This is a genomic window from Streptomyces sp. NPDC024632 (assembly GCF_055559175.1).
The window spans coordinates 185,005-207,013 of record NZ_JBVHLD010000013.1; the positions used below are offsets into that span (position 1 = coordinate 185,005).

General features: G+C 73.2%; 17 protein-coding genes. 12 read left to right on the forward strand and 5 right to left on the reverse strand.

The window, feature by feature from the left end:
• Window positions 1-13 precede the first annotated feature (13 nt).
• The 3 genes from ACZ37P_RS26480 to ACZ37P_RS26490 are packed head-to-tail and all read left to right on the forward strand — an operon-like array spanning window position 14 to window position 3,025.
• Window positions 14-1,498, forward strand: a complete 1,485-nt coding sequence (locus ACZ37P_RS26480) for an amidohydrolase (RefSeq protein WP_467348932.1) — start codon at window positions 14-16, stop codon at window positions 1,496-1,498.
• 8 nt (window positions 1,499-1,506) lie between these two features.
• A complete protein-coding gene (locus tag ACZ37P_RS26485) occupies window positions 1,507-2,373 on the forward strand; it encodes an alpha/beta fold hydrolase (RefSeq protein WP_467348934.1) in 867 nt (288 codons plus the stop codon).
• On the forward strand, window positions 2,366-3,025 hold the full coding sequence (locus ACZ37P_RS26490) for an FMN-binding negative transcriptional regulator (RefSeq protein ID WP_402712399.1): 660 nt from the start codon (window positions 2,366-2,368) through the stop codon (window positions 3,023-3,025). The genes ACZ37P_RS26485 and ACZ37P_RS26490 overlap by 8 nt, the downstream gene beginning before the upstream one ends.
• 24 nt (window positions 3,026-3,049) lie before the next feature.
• Here ACZ37P_RS26490 and ACZ37P_RS26495 read toward each other — a convergent pair whose 3' ends face one another.
• Window positions 3,050-4,534, reverse strand: a complete 1,485-nt coding sequence (locus tag ACZ37P_RS26495) for a PucR family transcriptional regulator (RefSeq protein WP_467348936.1) — start codon at window positions 4,532-4,534, stop codon at window positions 3,050-3,052.
• Window positions 4,535-4,608: 74 nt separating this feature from the next.
• Between ACZ37P_RS26495 and ACZ37P_RS26500 the strand changes: the two genes are divergently transcribed.
• Genes ACZ37P_RS26500 through ACZ37P_RS26510 form a run of 3 tightly spaced genes read left to right on the forward strand, consistent with a single transcriptional unit; the run spans window position 4,609 to window position 8,482 of the window.
• Complete coding sequence (locus tag ACZ37P_RS26500; RefSeq protein ID WP_391046362.1) at window positions 4,609-5,715, forward strand: DUF917 domain-containing protein; 1,107 nt, start codon at window positions 4,609-4,611, stop codon at window positions 5,713-5,715.
• Window positions 5,712-7,289, forward strand: coding sequence for a hydantoinase/oxoprolinase N-terminal domain-containing protein (locus ACZ37P_RS26505; protein WP_401721273.1), 1,578 nt, complete (start codon window positions 5,712-5,714; stop codon window positions 7,287-7,289). The genes ACZ37P_RS26500 and ACZ37P_RS26505 overlap by 4 nt, the downstream gene beginning before the upstream one ends.
• Complete coding sequence (locus ACZ37P_RS26510; RefSeq protein WP_467348938.1) at window positions 7,286-8,482, forward strand: M20 metallopeptidase family protein; 1,197 nt, start codon at window positions 7,286-7,288, stop codon at window positions 8,480-8,482. The genes ACZ37P_RS26505 and ACZ37P_RS26510 overlap by 4 nt, the downstream gene beginning before the upstream one ends.
• 4 nt (window positions 8,483-8,486) lie before the next feature.
• Here the strand turns inward: ACZ37P_RS26510 and ACZ37P_RS26515 are convergent, their stop codons facing one another.
• On the reverse strand, window positions 8,487-8,675 hold the full coding sequence (locus tag ACZ37P_RS26515) for an Lrp/AsnC ligand binding domain-containing protein (RefSeq protein ID WP_355332819.1): 189 nt from the start codon (window positions 8,673-8,675) through the stop codon (window positions 8,487-8,489).
• Between the two features lie 10 nt (window positions 8,676-8,685).
• On the opposite strand from ACZ37P_RS26515, the gene rocD reads away from it, so the two are divergent.
• The 3 genes from rocD (at window position 8,686) to ACZ37P_RS26530 (ending at window position 12,148) form a co-directional block, all read left to right on the forward strand.
• Window positions 8,686-9,894, forward strand: coding sequence for an ornithine--oxo-acid transaminase (gene rocD, locus ACZ37P_RS26520; RefSeq protein ID WP_467348940.1), 1,209 nt, complete (start codon window positions 8,686-8,688; stop codon window positions 9,892-9,894).
• 188 nt (window positions 9,895-10,082) lie between these two features.
• Complete coding sequence (locus ACZ37P_RS26525; protein WP_391046371.1) at window positions 10,083-11,321, forward strand: CaiB/BaiF CoA transferase family protein; 1,239 nt, start codon at window positions 10,083-10,085, stop codon at window positions 11,319-11,321.
• 2 nt (window positions 11,322-11,323) lie between these two features.
• The gene (locus ACZ37P_RS26530) at window positions 11,324-12,148 is read left to right on the forward strand and encodes an HTD2 family dehydratase (protein ID WP_467348942.1); all 825 of its coding nucleotides are present in this window, start codon (window positions 11,324-11,326) and stop codon (window positions 12,146-12,148) included.
• Here the strand turns inward: ACZ37P_RS26530 and ACZ37P_RS26535 are convergent.
• The gene (locus ACZ37P_RS26535; RefSeq protein WP_467348944.1) at window positions 12,145-14,097 is read right to left on the reverse strand and encodes a helix-turn-helix domain-containing protein; all 1,953 of its coding nucleotides are present in this window, start codon (window positions 14,095-14,097) and stop codon (window positions 12,145-12,147) included. The genes ACZ37P_RS26530 and ACZ37P_RS26535 overlap by 4 nt on opposite strands.
• 211 nt (window positions 14,098-14,308) lie before the next feature.
• Between ACZ37P_RS26535 and ACZ37P_RS26540 the strand changes: the two genes are divergently transcribed.
• Entirely contained in the window at window positions 14,309-15,577 is a 1,269-nt protein-coding gene (locus ACZ37P_RS26540; protein WP_467348946.1) for a hydroxymethylglutaryl-CoA reductase, degradative, read from the forward strand.
• Window positions 15,574-16,575: a hydroxymethylglutaryl-CoA lyase gene (locus ACZ37P_RS26545; RefSeq protein ID WP_467348947.1), complete on the forward strand. Its 1,002-nt coding sequence runs from the start codon at window positions 15,574-15,576 to the stop codon at window positions 16,573-16,575. The genes ACZ37P_RS26540 and ACZ37P_RS26545 overlap by 4 nt, the downstream gene beginning before the upstream one ends.
• A gap of 62 nt (window positions 16,576-16,637) precedes the next feature.
• Here the strand turns inward: ACZ37P_RS26545 and ACZ37P_RS26550 are convergent, their stop codons facing one another.
• Complete coding sequence (locus ACZ37P_RS26550) at window positions 16,638-17,495, reverse strand: 3-hydroxybutyryl-CoA dehydrogenase (protein ID WP_355332800.1); 858 nt, start codon at window positions 17,493-17,495, stop codon at window positions 16,638-16,640.
• Window positions 17,496-17,612: 117 nt separating this feature from the next.
• Window positions 17,613-20,363, reverse strand: a complete 2,751-nt coding sequence (locus ACZ37P_RS26555) for a cellulose binding domain-containing protein (protein WP_391160950.1) — start codon at window positions 20,361-20,363, stop codon at window positions 17,613-17,615.
• Window positions 20,364-20,622: 259 nt separating this feature from the next.
• On the opposite strand from ACZ37P_RS26555, the gene ACZ37P_RS26560 reads away from it, so the two are divergent.
• Window positions 20,623-21,891 (forward strand): glycoside hydrolase family 10-like protein, encoded by a 1,269-nt coding sequence (locus ACZ37P_RS26560; protein WP_467348979.1) that lies wholly within the window; start codon window positions 20,623-20,625, stop codon window positions 21,889-21,891.
• The last annotated feature ends 118 nt before the right edge of the window (window positions 21,892-22,009 follow it).

The following is a 22,009-nucleotide window of genomic DNA, read 5'->3' on the forward strand; positions in this document are numbered from 1 at the left end:
AGGAACACCTGAGATGCGGTCGCCCATGAGCCCCGTGCCCGACCTCGTCCTGCGCCGTGCGCGCATCCCGCGCACCCCGGGGCAGTGGGACCTCGTGCTGCGCGACGGCCTGATCGAGAGCGTCGCGCCGACCGGCGGCGACCTCCCGTCGGCGGCGGCCCTCGACCTCGACGGGCGCTTCGTGCGCCCCGGCCTGTGGGACGCCCACACCCACTTCGACCAGTGGGTCATCCGCAGCCGCCGGGTCGACCTCGCCCCCGCCACGTCCGCCGCGCACGCGGCCACGATCATGCGCGACGCGCTGGCCGCCACCGCGTCCGACCTCCTGGTCGGCTACGGCTTCCGGGACGCGCTGTGGCCCGACGCCCCGAGCCTGGCCGCCCTCGACGCTATATCGGCCGACCGCGGCCTGGTGCTCGTCTCCGGCGACCTGCACTGCGGCTGGCTCAACTCCGCCGCCGCGCGCCGCCTCGGCGTGCGCCCGCCCGAGGACGGCGTGCTGCGCGAGACCGAGTGGATCGGAACGCTCGACGTCCTCGACCGCGACCACCGGCCCGAGGCCGCCGACCACCGGGCCGCGGCCCAGGCCGCCGCGGCCAGGGGCGTCGTGGGGATCGTGGACTTCGAGAACGCCGACATCACCCGCTTCTGGCCCGAGCGGGTCGCCGCCGGAGTGACCGCGCTGCGCGTGGAGGCGTCGGTGTGGCCCGCCCGGCTCGACGACGCGATCGGCCGCGGCCTGCGGACCGGTGACCTCCTCGAACCGAGCGGGCTCATCACCATGGGGCGGCTCAAGATCGTGGTCGACGGCTCCCTCAACACCCGTACGGCGCTGTGCTGGGACCCCTATCCGGGGCTGCCCGCCGACCACCCGCACCCGTGCGGAGTGCAGTCCGTCGCACCCGAGCGGGTCGGGGAACTGCTCGCCCGCGCGGACGCGGCGGGCATCGCGGCGGCCGTCCACGCCATCGGCGACCGCGCCAACACCCAGGTGATCGACGCCTTCGAGCGCCTGGGCATACCGGGCACCGTCGAGCACGCCCAGCTCGTGTCCGCCGCCGACTTCGCCCGCTTCGGCCGGCTCGGCCTGGTCGCGAGCGTGCAGCCCGAGCACGCCATGGACGACCGCGACGTCGCCGACACGCACTGGGCGGGCCGCAGCGACCGGGCGTTCGCGTTCCGCTCGCTGCTGGACGCGGGGGCGACCCTCGCGCTCGGCTCCGACGCGCCCGTCTCGCCGCTCGACCCGTGGGTGGCGATCAGCGCCGCCGTCTCGCGCAGCCGCGACGGCCGCGAGCCCTGGCACCCGGACGAGCGGATCACCCGCGAGGCGGCCCTGTCCGCGAGCGCCCGCGGCCGGATGGACGTGACGGCCGGTGACCCGGCCGACCTCGTCGTCCTCGACGAGGACCCGCTGGAGCTGGACGCCGAAGCGCTGCGCACCCTGCCGGTCGCCGCCACCGTGCTGGGCGGCCGGCCCACCTGGACGAACCTGTAGGAGATCCGATGCCCACCCTCATCACACCCGCCGGCATCGAGGTCCATTACGAGACCGACGGCGACCCGGCCGGGCGTCCGCTGGTGCTCGTGCACGGCGGCGGCGCCCAACTCATCGGCTGGCACGACGCGTTCGTGGCGATGTTGGCCGGCGCGGGCTTCTACGTCGTACGCCCGGACAACCGGGACGTCGGGCTCTCCCAGCAGACCGGCGGACCCGACGAGTTCGCCGCCACGTACGACCTCTCCGACATGGCCGACGACGTCGTCGCGCTCCTTGACCACCTCGGCATCGGCCGGGCTCACCTGGCCGGTATGTCGATGGGCGGCTACATCGCGCAGTTGGTCGCGATCGAGCACCCCGGACGGGTCGCGAGCCTGGGCCTGATGTCGACCTCGCCGTCGAGCGAGCCGGAGTTCCTGGTCGGGACGCACGGGGACGGTCGGCCGGTGTCGCGGGCGCCCGAACGGCTGGACCGCGCGGCCTACATCGAGATGTTCGTCGGCGGCCAGCGGAACTACCAGTCGCCGGGCTTCCCCTTCGACGCCGAGGAGTCGGCCGCCCTCGGCGCCCGCTACTACGACCGGGTCTACCGGCCCGACGGCCTGGTGCGGCAGTGGAACGCCATGCTGCGCGGCCCGTTGGAGCGCCGCGACGACCTGCGCGAGGTCACGGTGCCGACGCTGGTCATCCACGGGCGCGGCGACCAGTCACTGCACTGGCGGGCCGCGCTGGCCTTCGCGGAGATCATGCCGCGGGCCGAGGTGCACCTCTACGAGGAGATGGGCCACGACATCCCGCGCGAGCTGTGGCCCGACTTCGTCCGCGCGTTCGCGCGCACGGCGGCGCGAGCGGAGCGGAGCGACCATGCGTGAGACCCCCGAGTACACCGGCGGCGGCCTCGCCTGGGCCGCGGACCTGCTGCGCGGACACCCCTGGGCGACCATGGTGTCCAACGGCGCCGACGGCGCGGGGCCCGTCGTCTCGCACTACCCGTTCCTGATCGAGGAGCCCGAGGAGTCCGGGGCCCCAGAAGACTCCACGGCCCCCGGCGAACTGGTGCTGGTCAGCCATGTCGGCCGCCCCGACGAGGCGCTGCACCGGCTCGGCACCCAGGAGCTGTGCGTGGTCGTCTACGGCCCCAGCGGCTACATCTCGCCGAGCTGGTACGACCTGCCCACCGCCGTACCCACCTGGAACTTCGCCACCGCGCACCTGTACGGCGTGCCCGACATCCTCTCCGACGAGGAGAATCTGGCCGTCCTCGACCGGCTCGTGGCCCACTTCGAGGCGCCGGTGCCCAACCCGTTCCTGATGCGCGGCACGGCGGAGAACGCCGCCTACGCGCAGCGCATCGTGCACGGCACGGTCGGCTTCCGCATGCGGGTCACCCGCGCGGTCACCAAGGAGAAGATGAGCCAGGACAAGCCAGAACCGGTTGTCGCGCGCATCCTCGCGGCGCTCGACGGGGACGGCCCGTACGCGAACCCCGGCCTTGCCGCGCGGATGCGCGCCGTGCGCGACTGACCGCGCCGTGCCCGGCGCCGTCGCTCAGCGGCGGCTGGCGCCGAGCAGCCGCACCCGGCAGGCGAGTTCGACCGCGAAGCGCGTGTCCGGGTCGTCGAGGTCGAGCTGGAGCGTGTCGCGGACCCGCTTGAGCCGGTAGCCGACGGCGTTGGGGTGCAGATTCAGCTCGCGGCCCGCGTGGGCCAGGGAGTTGCGGTGCGACAGGTAGGCGAGCAGCGTCTGCACCGAGATGTGCGCCCGCTCGGGTCCGAGCGCGTCCAGCGGCAGCAGGATGTCCGCCAGCAGGCTGCGGCTGGTCGGGGAGGCGTACACGTCGAGCAGCACCCGGCGCAGGCCCGTCACGTCCGTCAGTTCGACGCTGCCGAGGCGCCCGGCCGCGATCGCGGAACCGGCGGCGATCCGCGCCTCCGCGGCGGACGAACGCAGCCCCGCCGCGCCCGTCTGCGGGGTGCCGAGGCCGAGCGTGTACTCCCACCCGTGCCCGGTCAGGCCGCGCGCGTACTCCTGGAGCCGGACGGCCACCTCCCGCAGCCGCCGCTGGTGGTCGCCCGCGCCGTGCTCCTCGGTGCTGACCAGGAGCAGGTCGTCCTGGACGAACGCGACGTGCCACATCTCGTCCCGGCCGTCGACCAGTTGGAGCGCGAACAGCTCAAGCGCGGGCTGCACGCTGCGCGGAGCCCGCGCCTCGGGGTTGTCGAGGCCGGTCGGGATCAGCCAGGCCGCGACGTGCGAGAGCTGGAGGGGGAGCCCGAGCATCGCGGCCTGGCCGACGAAGCCCTCGACCCGGTGGGACTCGGCGAGCACCAGCTCGACGATGAGGTCCGAACGCGACTGGGTGGGCGCGAAACGGTCGCTGATCTGGCGCTGTGCGGCCCGCGACAGCAGCGAGGCGACGACGGGCAGGGCGATGGGCATCGCCGGGTCCGACCGGTTCCCGACGAGCCGCCCGATCGGCACCTCGCCGACGCAGACCGCGTCGGCCGCCGACCAGGTCACGGTGGCGTCCTCCACCACGGCGAGCTCCGAGCCGAGCATGCGGTTGGCCTCGGCGAGGATGTGCTCGGGCGTCCCGTCCGGTCCCGCCGCGGCCTCGGTGGCCTTCTCGATGGCGTGCGTCGCCCGCATGATCGCCTCGGACGCGCCGCCCGACAGCAGCCGGTCGACCACGAGGGCCAGATCGGCCGACCGCGCGCCGGGAGCGGCGAAGACCGGCACACCGCCGCGGTCGGCGAGCACCCTTGCGGTGTCGGGCAGGGTCAGCTCGGTCGTGAACACGAGCCCCGCGACCTCGCGCGCGCTCGCCTGACGCAGCGCCACGTCCAGCCGGTACGGCGGCGGGTGCTCGGTGCCGGGAACGATGACGAGGGTTCCGGCGGGCACGGTGCCCAGCAGGTCGAGCGGCGAGACGTCCACCCGTACGACGGCGCGCCCGTCCGCGGGCCCGGCGCGGTGCCGGATGCCGAGGCGGTCGCCCTGGGCGGCGAGGTCGGAGACGGTCAGTTGTGCCATCAGCACAGTATGACGCGATTCTCTGGACTCTCGGGCCATAGGTGCGGTCAGGGCGCCGCCATATCGTGAGGCCCATGGTTCACACACCCCTCGACGCGCCCGCCCCTCACAGGGCCTCCGCCGTCGCGGCCTCAGACGTCGCGGCGCTGGCCGCGGGCACAGCGATCTTCGGCACCGGGGGCGGCGGGGCGGTCTACACCTCGCAGATCGTCGCCGAGGAAGCGCTCCGCGCGAACGGCCCGGTGCCCCTGGTCACCGTCGACGATCTCGGCCCCGACGACCTGGTGATCCTCATGTCGGGCATCGGTGCCCCCACCGTGGGCATCGAGATGCTCTCCTCCAACCGCCAGGTCGACCTCCTCGTCCGCGAGGCAGAGGCCGTCGCCGGCCGCCCCATCACCGCCCTCATGGCCGCGGAGATCGGCGGCAGCAACGGCGTCGGGCCGGTGGGCTGGGCCTCCCGCCTCGGGCTGAAGCTGCTCGACGCCGACGGCATGGGCCGGGCCTTCCCCGACGCGGCGATGGTCGCCATGAACGTCGCCGGAGTCCCGTGCGACTTCTCCGTCCTGAGCGACGTGGTCGGCAACGTCTCGGTGCTCAAGACCGTCGACCTGCACTGGCTGGAGCGGCACGCGCGCGCCCTCACCGTCGCCAGCGGCTCCATCTGCCTCGGCGTGCACTACCCCCTCACGGCCGAGACGGCCAAGGGCGCCGTCGTCGAGGGCACGGTCAGCGCCGCCATCCGCGTCGGCCACGCCCTGCTCTCCTCACCCGAGCCGGTCGCCGCCGTGGCCGCGGAGCTCGGCGGCTCGATCCTGCTCACCGGCAAGATCACCGACCTCGACCGCCGCACCGTCGGCGGTTTCTCCCGCGGCTCCGTGACGATCGCCGGTACGGGCACCGACCGCGGCAGGCTCCAGCGCCTGGAGATCCAGAACGAGAACCTGGTCGTCCTGGAGGACGGCGAAGTGCTCGTGAGCGTCCCCGACAACGTCACCATCATCGACGCCGAGACCGGCCACGCGATCACCACCGAGATGCTGCGGTACGGCCAGCGCGTCTCCGTACTCGCCTGGGCCTGCGACCCGATCTGGCGGACCCCGCGCGGCCTGGAACTGGCCGGACCGCGGGCGTTCGGATACGAGCTGACCTACACCCCCTTCGAAGGAAGCACCCGATGACGGCCACGCGCGATCTCTCCATCGGCGTCGACGTCGGCGGCACCAACACCGACGCCGTCGCCATCGACAGCACCGGCACCGTGCTCGCCCACACCAAGCAGGCGACGACCGACGACGTCACCGGCGGCATCAGGGCCGGAATCGCCCATGTGCTCACAGCGCTCGGCGAGGACCGGTCACGGGTCTCACGGGTCATGCTCGGCACCACGCACGCCACCAACGCGATCGTCGCCCGGCGGCAGCTCGACCGGGTGGCGACCATCCGGCTCGGCGCCCCGGCGGCGACCGAGTACCCGCCGCTGCTCGGCTGGCCGGGCGATCTCGCCGGGCTCATCCTGGCCGGGTCCGCGATGGTCGGCGGCGGCCACATGGTCGACGGCACGCCGATCGCGCCGCTGGACCGGGACGCCATCCTGCGCTTCCTCGACGGCCTCGACCACTTCGACGCCGTCGCCGTGACCGGCATCTTCAGCCCCTCGATGCCGGACCAGGAACTCGAGGTCGCCGAACTGCTCCGCGCCCACCTCGGCCCCGACGCGCGCGTCTTCCTCAGCCACGACATCGGTCCCACCGGTCTGCTGGAGCGGGAGAACGCCACCGTCCTCAACGCGGCGCTGCACAGCGTGGCCCGCTCGGTCACCGAGGCCCTGGTGACGGTCGTCGACGAGGAAGGGCTCGACGCCGTCACCTTCTTCGCGCAGAACGACGGCACGCTGATGTCGCTGGACTACGCGGCCCAGTACCCGGTGCTCACCATCGGCTCCGGCCCCGCGAACTCCATCCGCGGCGCGGCCTACCTCTCCGGCGCCACCAACGCGATCGTCATCGACGTCGGCGGCACCACCTCGGACCTGGGCGTCGTGGTGAACGGATTCCCCCGCGAGTCCACGCTGCCCCGCGAGATCGGCGGCGTACGGACCAACTTCCGGATGCCCGACATCCTCAGCCTCGGCGTGGGCGGCGGTACGACCATCGACCCGGTGACCGGCGCCGTCGGACCGGGCTCGGTGGGCTACCGGATCGCGACGGAGGGCCTGCTCTTCGGCGGCCGGACGCCGACCCTGACCGACGCGGCGGCCCTCGCGGGCGCCTCGATCGCCGGACGGACCCTCCCCGCCCAGACGGCCGCCAACGAGCAGGCGCTGCGCGCCGCCCTGGAGCGCGCGCACGTGCTGATCGAGGAAGCCGTGGAACGGCTCTCCCTCGGCCGCGCCGACCTGCCGCTCGTGGTGGTCGGCGGCGGCGGCTTCCTCGTACCCGACGACCTGCCGGGCGCCGGTCCCATCGTGCGGCCCGACCACGGCGACGTGGCGAACGCGGTGGGCGCCGCGATCTCGCTCGCCGGAGGCCGCGCCGACCAGATCAGCCCGCTGGAGGACCGGGAGGCGGCCATCGCCCAGGCGTCGGAGGCGGCGATCGCCAAGGCGATCCAGGCGGGCGCCGACCCGCTGGAAGTGGCCGTCGTCGACGTGCTGGAGACCCCCGTTCCCTACAGCGACCGGCCGACCGTGGAAGTGTCGGTCAAGGCCGCGGGACCGCTGGCGCGGCTCGGCGAACGGGCCGCGGCGCGGTGACGGGGTTCACCACGGGTGACGCGGCGCTCGCCGACCTTGTGGCGCTGCGCCGCGCACTGCACGCCCACCCCGAGGTCGGCCTCGACCTGCCCCGGACGCAGGCGGCGGTCCTCACCGCGCTGGACGGCCTCGGCCTGGAGATCACCACCGGGGACGGTCTGACGTCGGTGACGGCCGTGCTGCGCGGCGGCCGGCCGGGCCCCGTCGTCCTGCTGCGCTCCGACATGGACGCCCTGCCGGTCCTGGAGGCCACCGGCCTGCCGTTCGCGGCGGCCAACGGCGCCATGCACGCCTGCGGCCACGACCTGCACATGGCGGGCCTGGTCGGCGCCGCCCGGCTCCTCGCGGCCCGCCGCGCGCAGCTGCCCGGCACCGTCGTGTTCATGTTCCAGCCCGGCGAGGAGGGATACGCGGGCGGTCGGCTGATGATCGAGGAAGGCGTCCTGGACGCGGCGGGCGAGCGCCCGGTCGCCGCGTACGCCGTCCATGTCGACTGCGTGACGCCGAAGGGCCGGGCGGTCACCCGGCCGGGTCCGATGATGTCGAGCGTCAGCGCGCTGCACATCCGGGTGACCGGGACCGGGGGCCACGCCGCCTACCCCCACCACGGGTTCGACCCGGTCCCGGTGGCGGCCGAGATCATCCTCGCGACGCAGTCCTTCGTGGCGCGCCGGATACCGGTCGCCGACCCGGCCGTGGTCTCGGTGACCCGTGTCTCCTCCGACTCCGCCGCGGGCAACGTCCTCGCCGCCTCCGTCAGCCTGGAGGCGAACATCCGCGCCCTGTCACCCGCGACGCTCGCGCTGGTGCGTGACGAACTCCCGGCGCTGGCCGTCGCGCTCGGCGAGGCGCACGGCTGCGCGGTCGACACCGAGTACGTCGAGTCGTACCCGGTGACGGTCAACGACCCGGCAGAGACCGAGCGGGTGCTCGCGGTGCTCGACGAGCGCTACGGCGACCGGGTGGTGCGCCTGCCGTTCCCCGGCATGGCCTCGGAGGACTTCGCATACGTCCTTGAAAAGGTGCCCGGCACGCTGGTCTTCCTCGGCGTACGGCCCGAGGACGGTACGAGCGGTCCGATGCACTCCGATCGGGCGGTCTTCGACGACTCCCGCCTCGACGAACACGCGGCGCTCCTGGCGGAACTGGCATGGCGCCGCCTCGCGGGCCGAGGGGCGCCGCGCCCGCGGTGACCGCTCAGCCGAGCGCGCGCTCGAACAGGCGCGAGAGGACGATCGCGCTCCGGGTCCGGTAGAGCCGGTCGGTGCGGCGGATCTGCTCGATGGTGTCCTCCGACTCCGCGATGGAGCCCGCCAGGACACGGACCAGGGCGTCCGCGTCCCCCGACACGTTCCACACCCCGACACGTTCGAAACAAACGTTCAAGGAGGACAATGTGCACGCAGAAACCACCGTTCCGCGCCGTCGGGTGAGCCGTCTCGCCAACAACTACGCGCCCCTTCCGGTGCGGGCCGAGTCCGCACGGGGCGTCTGGGTCACGGACGCCTCGGGCAGCCGCTTCCTCGACATGCTCAGCGCCTACTCCGCGATGAACTTCGGCCACGGCAACCCCACCCTGCTCGCGGCGGCCCACGACCAGCTCGCGGCCATGACCCTGATCAGCCGCGCCTACGACCACACCGAGATGGAGCGGTACGCCGCGGCCCTCTGCGACCTGGCCGGCAAGGACATGATGGTGCCGATGAACACCGGCGGGGAGGCCGTCGAGACCGCCATCAAGGTCGCCAGGAAGTGGGCCTACGAGGTCAAGGGCGTCCGCGAGAACCGGGCCGAGATCATCGTGGCCTCCGGCAACTTCCACGGCCGGACGACCACCGTGGTCGGCTTCTCCGACGACCCCGACGCCAGGAACGGATTCGGACCGTTCACCCCGGGCTTCGTGACGGTGCCCTACAACGACGCCGCGGCCCTGGAGGCGGCGATCACCCCCGACACCGCCGCCGTGCTGCTGGAGCCGGTGCAGGGCGAGGCCGGTGTGATCATCCCCGACGCGGGCTATCTGCCCGCGGTGCGCCGGATCTGTGACGAGCGGGGCGTCCTGTTCCTCGCCGACGAGATCCAGTCGGGCCTGGGGCGCACGGGGGAGACCTTCGCCTGCGACCACGTCGGAGTGACGCCCGACGTCTACATCCTGGGCAAGGCGCTCGGCGGCGGCATCGTCCCCGCGTCCGCGGTGGTCGCCGACAGCGGCATCCTCGGTGTCCTGCGCCCGGGGCAGCACGGCTCGACCTTCGGCGGCAACCCGCTGGCCTGCCGGATCGGGACCGCCGTCGTCGGCCTGCTGAGGACCGGGGAGTACCAGGAGCGCGCCCGGACCCTGGGGGCGCGACTGCGCGACGAGCTGACGCCGTTGGTCGGCCAGGGGCTGGTCTCGGTCCGGACCATCGGGCTGTGGGCGGGGATCGACGTCGACCCCGCGCTCGCCACCGGCCGTACCGTCTGCGAGGAACTGGCCCGGCGCGGTGTGCTCGCGAAGGACACCCACGGCTCCACCGTGCGGCTCTCGCCTCCCCTGGTGATCGAGCCGAGCGAGCTGTCCTGGGGCGTCGCCCAGCTCGCCGACGTCCTGCGGGCGCTGGCGTAAGCGGGTTCCGCCGTCCACGGGACGGCAGTGACGAGGGCCCAGGATCCGGCGGTGGTGATGGACGGTGGGCCCATCGCCGCCGGTCGGCGCCACGGCTATCGTGCGGCGCAGAGGCGGAAACAGACATACGGCACGCGGGCCGTGTCCACGCGGCGGAGCCGACGAGAACGAAGAGGCAGGGGTGCGCTATGCACAGGGACCAGCCGGAGACCGGCGCCGACGGCAGGGCCGCACTGACCGGAGTGGTCGTCGTCGACCTGTCCCACGTCCTGGCGGGACCGTACGCCGCGCAGACGCTGGCCGACCTCGGCGCGACCGTCATCAAGGTCGAGAACCCCGCGAATCCCGATGTCTCGCGCGGCTTCCCGCCGTACCTGCGCTCGGGCGACGAGGAGTTCAGCGGGTACTACGGCCAGTACAACCGCGGCAAGCTCGGTGTCTGCCTCGACCTGGCCCGTGACGAAGGCAAGCAGGCCCTCAAGGACCTGGTCGCCCACGCCGACGTCCTCGTCGAGAACTTCCGGCCCGGCACCATGGACAAGCTCGGCCTGGGCTACGAGGTGCTGGCCGGGATCAACCCCCGCCTGGTGTACACGGCCATCTCCGGCTACGGCCAGACGGGCAGCCGTCGCCGCCGTCCGGCCTTCGACAGCACCGCGCAGGCCGCGGGCGGCCTGTGGTCGATGAACGGCTACCCCGACACCCCGCCGGTGCGGGTGGGCGTCACCATCGGGGACCTGTCGGCCACGATGTTCGCCGTCATCGGCACCCTGGCCGCCCTGCGGCACGCCGAGAGCACCGGCGTCGGCCAACTGGTCGACGTCGCCCAGGTCGACAGCGTCGTCGCCATGACCGAGACGGCCGTCGTCGACTACACCGTCGACCGGAAGGTCGCGGCACCGGCCGGGAACGAGCACGCCTGGGTCAGGCCGTACGAGCTGTTCCCGTGCGCCGACGGGCAGGTGTTCTTCGGCGGCTACACGGACAGGCTCTGGGCGGCCAGTTGCGCGCTGTTCGGCACACCGGAGGCGGCCACGGACCCCGAGATCGACACGATGCGCAAACGGTTCGACAAGGAGACGTACGACCGCCGGGTGAAGCCGCTGGTCACCGGCTGGTTCGCCGGGCGGACCCGGCAGGAACTCGAAGACCTCGCGGGCGATGTCATCCCGCTGACGGCCGTCCGCGACATCGGGGAGGTCGTCGAGGACCCGGGCACCGCCGAGCGGGACATGATCGTCGAGGCCGACTACGGCCCGCTGGGCGCGCTGCGGATGTTCGGCTCGCCCATCAAGCTCAGCGCCACCCCCGCCGTGCCGGGGCGACCGGCCAACAAGGTGGGGGAGCACACCGATGAGGTGCTGCGCCGCTTCGCGGGCTACGACCGGGCGCGGATCGAAGAGCTGCGCGCGGCGAAGGTGATCTGACGATGGGTCAGGAGACCGTCCGCCGCGAGCCGTTGCTGACCGGGCCCGCCGCCGCGTATCGCTCCACCTTCGCGCCCTGCGCCCCTGAGCCGGTCCCCGGCGAGCCGCTGCCCCCGGGCTGGGAGGGGATCTACTTCCCCTTCGACGCGGCCTTCGCCGACCTGCGCCCCGACGGCTCGCCCGGCGGCGACGGCACGGTGCCCGACCCCGGCCTGCCCCGGCGCATGTACGCCGGTGAGGACACCCGCTTCCTGCGGCCCCTGCGCTACGGCGACACGGTCGAGCAGCGCACCGCGCTCGGCGCCGTGACCCGCAAGCGCGGCCGGGCGGGGGAGCTGGTCTTCGCCGACATCGAGCGGAGCTACCTGGTGGACGGCGCCGTCGCGGTCACGAGCACCTGGCACGACGTGTTCCTGCCCGCGAGCGACCCCGCCGCCTCGCCCGCCGACGTACCCGCGGGCGAGGCCGAGCAGTGGGACTGGTCGCGGCGGGCGACCCTGGACAGCCGGCAGCTCTTCCGGTACTCGGCGCTGACCTTCAACACCCACCGGGTGCACTACGACCGGGCCTGGGCGCAGGACGTCGAGGGCCTGCCCGACCTGCTGGTGCACGGCCCCCTGATGCGCATGCTCCTGCTCGACTTCGCGACGCGCTCACTGCCCGGCCGCACGGTCCGCGAGTTCTCGATGCGCTCGGTCTCGCCCGCGTTCGTCGACCGGCCGGTGACCCTGGTCGGCCGCGAGGACGCCGACGGCGTACTGGTTCGCGCCCTGGACGCCGACCATCGCGTACTCGCCCGGGGCCGGGTGCGTACGGACACGCTCTAGGGGCGGCGCAGCCGCTCGGCGATCTCGTCGAGCCGGACGGCGAGCGACAGTCGGAAGAACAGCTCGTCGTCGCGCCAGCCCTCGCCCAGGAGCCGGGTCAGCCGTTCGAGCCGCTGGAGGATCGTGTTGGTGTGGAAGCCCAGCTCCCGGCCGGTCCTGGTCGGGCTCGACTGATTGCGCACGAAGGCGCGCAGGGTGGCGAGCAGATCCGTACCGTGCTCGGCGTCGTAGCGCCGTACCGGCCCCACCATCGTGTCGAGATACGCGGTCAGGGCGGCGGGGTCGGGCTCGAAGACGGCCGCGTAGGGGTGGTAGTCCTCGGCCCGCGCCGCGAGGTCGCCCGCCCCCAGCGCCTGGAGCAGCCGGACGGTGCGCTGCGCTGTCACCACCGCCGCGGGCAGGTCGCCGGACGCGGCGGCGCTCACCGACAGGACCGGCACCGACAGCGCCGCGCTCAGCTGGTCGTGGAGCCGCTGGACCGTGACGCCGGGCTGCCGGGACGACAGGGCGACGGCGACATGGCCGCCGTACTCGCCCACCAGCGCCCGGCTGTGCAGCGGACCGAGCAGCGTACGGGTCGCCTGCGGCCGGTGCTCGCCCGGCACGGCGAAGAGCACGAGGGTGTCGAGGTCCTGGACCGGGACGCGCAACCGCTTGGCCCGGCGCACCGCGTCGCGACGGCGGTCGGGCGAGCCGTCCAGCAGATCGGCCAGCAACTCGCCCTGCCTGCGGTGCTCCGCGTCGGACACGGCCTGCCGCTGCATGGCCAGGAGCGTGCCGACCTGCGCCCCCCGCTCGATGGTCCGCAGGTCGACGGAGCTGAGCGGGAAACCGCCCGTACCGAGCAGCACGGCGCCGAAGTAGTACGAGCCGGTCGTCAGGGCGGCGACCGCCCCGATGTCCCCGCCGTCCTCGACCAGGACGCAGCGGCCCGAGTCATGGCTGGCCCGGACGGCCTCGGCGACGGGTGCGCGGCGCAGTTCGTCGGCGGACAGGGCGCGCCCGGCCGTCACGATCACCTCGCCGTACTCGTCCACGACGGCCACCGCGCGGTCCAGGGCCTCGGCGAGCTTCTCCGCGATCGGCGAGAAGTCGCTGTCCTCCAGCACGGACCGGATGAGCTGCTGATGCACCGCGTTGGCGCGGTCCCGCTCGACCAGGTGCTCCCTCAACCGCTCCAGGGCGTCGCGCGCCTCCTCCTGCGAGCGCTGGAGGCGCTGGAGCCGCTGCGCGGTCTGGAGCACCACCGAGGCGTGGTTGGCGAGCGCCGAGAGCAGCGCGACCTGCTCGGGGGTGAAGGCGTGCTCGTCGCGGGTCCCGACGAACAGCACCCCCAGGACGTCCTCGTCGGAGAGCAGCGGCACGCCGAGGAGCGAGACCAGGCCCTCGGCGGCGACCGCCTCGGACAGCGAGTCCTCGTGCCACCCGGCGGAGTCGTCCTCGTAGCGCGTCACCCACTGCGCGGCGCGGGTCTCGACCACGAGGCTGGCCAGTCCGCGGCCGGGCGGCACCACCAGGCGCTGGAAGCGCGGGCTGACCGAGCCCGCCGTCTTGCGGACCCGCAGCGTCAGGCTGGCGGCGTCGAACTCCGACAGATACGTGACGTCGGAGTCCATCATGTCGTGCGCGCGCTCCACCAGCCGGGCCAGCAGCGCGTCGGCGTCCCGCTCCTCGGCCAGCTCCCGGGCGCTGGAGAACAGGGCGGTCAGCTCGTGCTCACGGCGGCGCAGCCGCAGTTGGTCGCGCCGCAGCCGGTACAGCCGCTCCGCGGCGCCCGCCGCGGCACCGCCGGTCACGCCGAGGTCCGCGAGCGCGCCGTCCAGCCGGTAGGGGTCCACCGCCTGTTCGCCGACGGCCGCGTCCAGGACGACCGCCAGCGCCCGCGCGCGGCCTTCCGCCGTACCGCCGTCCGCCGTACTCCGGTCCGCCCGCTCGGCTCCGCTCTCCACCGCGACCGCTCCCTCCGCGCGCCGCGCCGGCCTCTGCCGTCGGCCGCTGTGCGCTGCGCACACTCAGCGTGCCGTACGGCGTGCTGATGGTCCATAGCGGGGGGTTCCGCGCCGTCGTTAGCGTGACCAGCACCCGAGGGACGCGCCCCCGCGCGTCCCTCGGCACCACCGCTCCCGCCCGTGACCGCTTCCGGAGGAAGGCCATGGCATCGTGACCAGCCGTCTGTCGGGTTTCAGGAATCTCTCCGTCGACCAGCGCCGTGCCCGCGCCGCCGAGGCCATGGAGGTGCCCCTCGCCCTGTTCGACGCGCTCTCGCCGGACCGGGGCCTCTCGCTCGGCCAGGCCGATCACATGGTCGAGAACGTCGTCGGTGTCCTCGGCCTCCCGGTCGGCATCGCGACCAACTTCGTGGTGAACGGCCGCGACGTCCTCGTCCCCATGGCGACCGAGGAGCCCTCGGTCGTCGCGGCGGCCTCGAACCTCGCCCGGATGACCCGCGACCACGGCGGTTTCCGAACCTCGTCCAGCGTCCCGCTCATGCAGGCGCAGGTGCAGATCCTCGACGTCGCCGACCCGGCGGGCGCGCGGGTGCGGCTGCTGTCCGCGGCCGGGGAACTGATCGCGCTCGCCAACGAACAGGACCCCGCGCTGGTCCGGTTCGGCGGCGGGGCGCGCGAGATCTCCGTGCGGCTGGTGCCCAGCAGGCGGCAGACCTACGTCGTGCTGCACCTCGTGGTCGACGTGCGCGACGCCATGGGCGCGAACGCGGTCAACACCATGGCCGAGGCCATCGCCCCCCGCGCGGCCGAGATCGCCCGCGGGCGGACCCTCCTGCGCATCCTCACCAACAAGGCCGACCTGCGCCTCACCCGCGTCTCGGCGACCTTCGACGCGGGCCTGCTCGGCGGCCCCGACGTCGTGGAGAACATGCTGGACGCGGCCGAATTCGCCGTCGCCGACCCCTACCGCGCCGCCACCCACAACAAGGGCATCATGAACGGCGTCACCGCCGTCGTCCTGGCGACCGGCAACGACACCCGCGCGGTCGAGGCGGGCGCGCACTCCCACGCGGTCGGTCCTGACGGCCGCTACACCGCGATGTCGCGCTTCGAGAAGAACGCCGACGGCGACCTGGTCGGCACGCTGGAGCTGCCCATGCCGGTCGGACTGGTCGGCGGCGCCACCAAGGTGCACCCCGTGGCGCGGGCCAACGTCACACTGCTCGGGGTGGAGACGGCGAGCGAGCTGGCCGAGATCATCGTGGCCGTCGGACTGGCCCAGAACGCCGCGGCGGTGCGGGCGCTGGCCACCGAGGGCATCCAGCGCGGCCACATGTCGCTGCACGCGCGCAATGTGGCCGTGACCGCGGGGGCCACCGGCGCCGAGATCGACACGGTCGTCGCGCGGATGGTCGCGGACAGGTCCGTACGCGCGGACGTCGCCGAGCGAATCCTGGCCGAACTGCGGGACCGGCCGTGACCCGGTCACCGGCCGCGCTCGGACTGCCCGTCGCCCACCGGTCGCCAGGACTGCCGGACCGGGTGACGGTCTACGAGGTCGGGGCCCGCGACGGGCTCCAGGCAGAGAAGGCGCGGGTGCCCACCGCGGCCAAGGTCCGGCTGATCCGCGACCTGACCGCCGCCGGGCTGCCCGTGGTCGAGGCGACCAGCTTCGTCTCCCCGCGCTGGATCCCGCAGTTGGCGGACGCCGCCGACGTGCTCGCCGCGCTGCGGGAGGCGGGCGCGGACCTGAGCAGACACCCCGTCCTGGTGCCGAACGACCGCGGTCTTGACCGCGCCCTGGACGCCGGGGCGTCGGCCGTCGCGGTCTTCGTCAGCGCGACCGAGACCTTCGCGCGCCGCAATCTGGCGATGGGCCGCTCGGAGGCGGTCGAGATCGCGGGAAAGGTGACCGAGCGGGCACTGGCGGCGGGCGTCCGGGTCCGCGGGTACGTCTCGATGGTCTTCGGCGATCCCTGGGAGGGGCCGGTCCGCCCGGAGCGGGTCGCGGAGGTCACCCGGGCCCTGGCCGACGCCGGGTGCCACGAGGTGAGCCTCGGCGACACCATCGGCGTCGGCACACCCGGCCATGTGGGCGCGGTCCTGGCAGCCGTCGCCGAAAAGGGTGTGGCCCGCGACCGGATCGCCCTGCACTTCCACGACACCTACGGCCAGGCCCTGGCCAACGTGCACGCGGGACTGCTCGCCGGGGTCACGACCTTCGACGCCTCGGTCGGCGGCATCGGCGGCTGCCCGTACGCGGGCTCCGCCACCGGCAACCTCGCGACGGAGGACCTGCTCTGGATGCTCACCGGTCTCGGCATCGAGACCGGGGTCGACCTGGACGCGGCGATGCGCGCGGGGCTCCGCGTCACCGCGCTCCTCGGCCGGCCGTCCCCGTCACGGGTCGTCCAGGCCCTGGACCGCGACTGGCCGGACGGGGACGGGGACCGGCCGGACGGGGACCGGGACCGCTGAGGCGCGGGCGGTCAGTACGGGCAGGCGGTCAGTGCTGGCGGACGGTCAGCACGGGCAGGCGGTCAGTACTGGTAGAAACCCGCGCCCGTCTTGCGGCCGAGGCGGCCCGCGTCGACCATCCGCTGAAGGATCGGCGGCGCCGCGTACAGCGGCTCCTTGTACTCCGAGTACATCGAGTCGGCGATGGCGGCGACGGTGTCGAGGCCGATCAGGTCCGACAGCTTGAGCGGGCCCATCGGGTGCGCGCAGCCCAGCTCCATGCCGTTGTCGATGTCCTCGCGGGTCGCGATGCCCGACTCGAACATCCGGATCGCGGAGAGCAGATACGGCACCAGGAGCGCGTTGACGACGAAGCCGGAGCGGTCCTGGGCGCGGATGGCGTGCTTGCCGAGCACGTCGGTGACCAGCGCCTCGGTCCGCTTGAGGGTGTCACTGCCGGTGGTGAGCGCCGGGATCAGCTCGACCAGGCGCTGCACCGGGGCGGGGTTGAAGAAGTGGATGCCGATGACCTGGTCGGGCCGCGAGGTCGCCACGGCCAGCTTGACCAGCGGGATCGAGGAGGTGTTGGAGGCCAGGATCGCGTCCTGCCTGCTCACCACCTGGTCGAGCACCCGGAAGATGTCGATCTTGACCTGCTCGTTCTCCACCACGGCCTCGATGACCAGGTCGCGGTCGGCGAACTCGCCCAGGTCGGTGGTGAAGGTCAGCCGGCCCAGCGTCTCGTCGCGCTCAGCCTCGGTGATCTTGCCGCGCTCCGCGGCCTTGCCGAGCGAGTTCGTCAGCCGGGTGCGGCCCAGCTCCAGGGCCTCACCGGTGGTCTCCGCGACCCGGACGTCGAGCCCGGCCTTCGCGCACACCTCCGCGATGCCCGCCCCCATCTGGCCCGCGCCGACCACTCCGACGCGCTGGATGTCACTCACTCGTCAGCCCCTGCCGCTTCCGTGCACCGCTTCCGTGTACCGGACAGACGTTACCTGTGTCCGGTACGCGCGGGACCGGCCGGGTGCCGGTCCCGCGCGCAGCCGAAGGAGCCGGGGTCAGCCCACGGAGCAGGCGGAACCGTTGAGCGAGAAGGCGGCGGGGGAGGTGTTCGTCCCCGGCGCGCTACCGGTGAAGCCGAAGGTCGCGGAGCCGCCCGCGGGCAGCACCGCCGCGTAGCTCGGCGCCGTGACCGTCACGGCCGCGCCGCTTTGCGTGTAGTTCGCGCTCCACAGCGACGTGATGGTCTGGCCGCCGCCGAAGGACCAGGTCAGCTTCCAGTTCGAGATCGCCGCCGAGCCGTTGTTCTTGACCGTGACCGACGTCTGGAAGCCGCCGGGCCAGGAATTGGTGACGTCGTACGCCACCGAGCAGGCGCCGGAGCCGGGCGGTGTGGTCGGCGGGGTGGTGGGAGGCGTGGTGGGCGGGGTCGTCGGAGGTGTGGTCGGGGGAGTCGTGGGCGGGGTCGTCGGGGGAGTGGTCGGCGCAGTCGTACCGCCGGAGCCGTCCGAGGTGTCGCCGTAGATGATGCCGCGGCCGTTGGTCGCGATGTAGACGCGGCCGTAGACCCGGGGGTCGCCGGTGATCGCGGTGTTGGTCACGCCGTACTGGTGGGCGTTGTCGTTGATCCGCACCCAGTTCGCGCCCGCGTCGGTGGAGCGGAAGATGCCGCGGACGCCGCCGATCTTCGCGCTGGTGTAGAGCGCCTGGTAGGCCGCGCCGGGGGCGGCCTTGCCGAAGCCGATGGTGTCGGCCTCCTGCACGTTGGCCAGCTTGGTGAAGCTCGCGCCGGAGTTGGTGGAGTGCCACAGGCCGTACGCGCCGCCCGTGCTGCCGCCCGCCACCCACACGTCGCCCTCGGCGCCGGGCAGCGCCTTGAGCTTGCCCGCCTCCGCGGGCAGCCCGGTGGCCGCCGTCGCGGCGAAGGTCGCTCCGCCGTCGGTGCTCACGTAGAACTTGCCGCCGTAGACGCCGTAGAACTTCTTCGGGTTGACCCGGTCGGAGCCGATGGCCGCGCCGGTCGGGATGCCGGTGGAGTCGGACCAGGAACCGCCGAAGCCGACCGAGTACTTGACGCCGGTACCGGACGGGGCCCACAGGAAGCGGCTGCCGTCGGCCGCCGCGGCGACCGTACCGCCGCCGCTGACCCCGGACGGGTCGGTGCCCGCGAACCAGTTGGCGCCGTTGTCGGTGGAGAAGGCGACGTGCGCGCCGCTGTCCGCGTTGCCGACCCTGACCATGGTGTTCGCGTTGGTGGCCGCGAAGTCCAGGCTCGTGGTGGTGGTGAAGTTGGGCTGGGTGAACATCATCGGGGGCACGGCGGTGAGGTCGGTGTGCCGGAAGCCGCCGATGTCACCGAGCGCGCTGATCAGCGGCGCGCCGGTCGGCGGGCTGATCAGGTCCTGGACCGACGTCTCCTCCAGGCCCTTGGCGTTGGGCTTGACGGTGAACTTCGCCCCGGTGTCCCAGTTGGTGAGGTTGTCGGTGCCGTAGACGGTGGCCCCGGTGCCGTACCACATGCGGTTGGAGTTGAACGGGTCGATCTCCAGCGACTCGGTCATCCAGCCGAGCTTGGGGGTCTCCTCCGGCGGCGACGGATTGGCGCCCCAGCTCAGCCACGGCGACGAGGAGACGTCCATGGTGTAGCGGTCGGCGCGGTTGGGGTAACTGGTGAAGTCCCAGGCCCGCGTCCAGGTCGCGCCGCTGTCGGTGCTGCGGAAGATCTGGGTGTCGGCCCACCACGAGCTGTAGCCGGTGACCATGATCGTGCCGGGGTGCTGCCGGTCGACGGTCATACCGCTGTAGCCGAAGTACGTGTCCGCGTCCGACATCGGGCTGATGTTGGTCCACGCGCCGGTCGCGGTGGCGTACCGCCACACCTGGCCCTTGGCGCCGTCGTACGGGCCGCCGGTGTCGCTGGTGGCGAGGTAGAGGTAGCCGTTCACCGCGTCCAGCACGCCCTTGTGCGCGATGTACCCGGTGGGCTGGCCCGCCAGCCGGGACCAGGTGGCGCCGCCGTCGGTCGAGCGGTAGACGGTGTTGGCCTTGTCGGCCACACCCACGTAGATGGTCTGCGTGGTGGAGCCCTTGGTGCCGGTGCGCGGGTCGAAGGTCACCCACACATCGCCCTGGTTGTCGCTCTGGTAGCCGCTGCTGTCGGACGGATCGGCCACGTAGTTCCCGACGTTGGGGAAGGCGGTGACCTTCGCCCAGGTGACACCGGAGTCGGTACTGCGCCACAGCCCGTTGCCGCTGGGCGCGGCGAAGTACAGGACGCTGTCCTTGTTGGGGTCGATGGCCAGCCGCTCGCCCATGCCGCGGCCGGGCATGTTGCCGCCGAGCTTGAACGGCAGCGCGGTCGCCGCCCAGGTCGCGCCGCGGTCGGAAGAGCGCAGGATGGCGCCGTTGTCGGGGTCCCAGGAGTTGGTGTACATGCCGACGGCCGCGTAGACCTTGTCGGGTGCGAGCGCGTCGGTGGCGAGGCTGACCACGCCGTTCCTGTTCCAGTCGGTCCAGCCCACCGAATCCAGCAGCGGCGTCCAGGACTTGGTGGCCTCGTTCCAGCGGTAGGCGCCGCCGATGTCGGTCCGCGCGTAGGCGAGGTTCTTCTCCGACTGGTTGAAGACGATGCCGGGCACGAAGCCGCCGCCGTCGATCCTGACGTTCTTCCAGGAGTACGTGTCCGCGACGGCGGCCGGTGCGGCGGTGGCCGGGGCCGCGGTGGCCGTGGCGGTGACCGCGGCGACCGCGGAGGCGCCGCCTATCAGGGACAGGGCCGCGACGAGCGCGGCGAGTGGTCTGCGGAGCATGGAAAGGCGTCCTCTCCGTACGGACGCGGGCCGCGCCGGGCCCGCGCGTGCGGGTGGTGGGGGGATGGACGGTGGCGCTATACATAGGAGGTGTGGGAGCGCTCCCATGATGTTAGCGCCCGCGCCGACGCCCGAGAAGGGGTCGTCAACGCTCCGTCCCGGCGGGGGCCGCACGAGGGAGTGGACCGAACGGCGGGTTGCCCCGGCGCCGGAAGTCACCCATCATCGGCGGATCATGACGGATGATCAGGAGGCTCGGATGGACCGGCTCACCCGCAGGACCTTCACTGTCGCGGCGGCGGGCGCGCTGGCCGCCGTCATCCCCGGCTCGGCGGCGCGGGCGGCCGAACCCTCCCGCGCCCCCCAGGGCGCACCGGGTCCCGCGGGTCACGGCGGACCCGGTGGTCACGGCCGCGACCTGCGCGGCATGTGGATCGCCTCGGTCGCCAACACCGACTGGCCCTCGGCCCCCGGACTCCCCGCCGACCAGCAACGTCAGGAACTGCTCGACCTGTTGGACACCGCGGTCGAACGGGGGCTCAACGCGGTGGTGTTCCAGGTCCGGCCGACCGCCGACGCCTTCTGGCCGTCGGCGTACGAACCCTGGTCGCGGTACCTGACGGGCACTCAGGGGCAGGACCCCGGCTGGGACCCGCTGGGCACCGCGGTGCGCGAGGCGCACCGCCGCGGCCTGGAACTGCACGCCTGGTTCAACCCGTACCGCGTCTCGATGGACACCGACGTCACCAAGCTCGCCCCCACCCACCCGGCCCGCCTCCACCCCGAGTGGATCGTGCCCTTCGGCGGCAAGCTCTACTACAACCCCGGACTGCCCGAGGTCCGACGTTTCGTGCAGGACGCGATGCTGGACGCCCTCCGCCGCTACCCCATCGACGCCGTCCACTGGGACGACTACTTCTACCCGTACCCGGTCGCCGGCCAGGTCTTCGACGACGACGCCGCCTACGCGCGGTACGGCGCCGGATTCCCCGACCGCGACGCCTGGCGGCGGGACAACACCGACCGCCTGGTGCGAGAGACCGCCGCCAGGATCAAGCGGATCCGGCCGAGCACCCAGTTCGGCATCAGCCCCTTCGGCGTCTGGCGCAACGCCGCCACCGACCCGCTCGGCTCGGCCACCACCGCGGGCGTCCAGACCTACGACGACCTGCACGCGGACACCCGCAAGTGGGTCAGGGAGCAGTGGATCGACTACATCGTTCCCCAGGTCTACTGGAACATCGGCTTCGCGGCGGCCGACTACGCCGCCCTCGTCCCCTGGTGGTCCGAGGTCGTCCGTGGCACCAACGTGCGCCTCTACATCGGCGAGGCCCTGTACAAGGTCGGGGTCGCGGGCCAGCCCGACGCCTGGCAGGACCCGGCCGAATTGACCCGCCACCTCGACTTCTGCGCCCGCTACCCGCAGGTCCGCGGCAACATCTACTTCTCCGCCTCGCAGGTCGTCGCCGACCCCTTGGGCGCGATGAGCCTGGTCGCCGCCCGCTACCACCACCGCGGACGCCGCTGACGGCGGGCGGTCGGTCCTTCCTGCCCGGCCACGTCCGTGCCGCCTGGTGTCAGCCGCCCCACGGCAGGAGGCCGGCTCAGGCGATGCGGGGCCGCGCCGCAGCGCCGGTCCGGCTCAC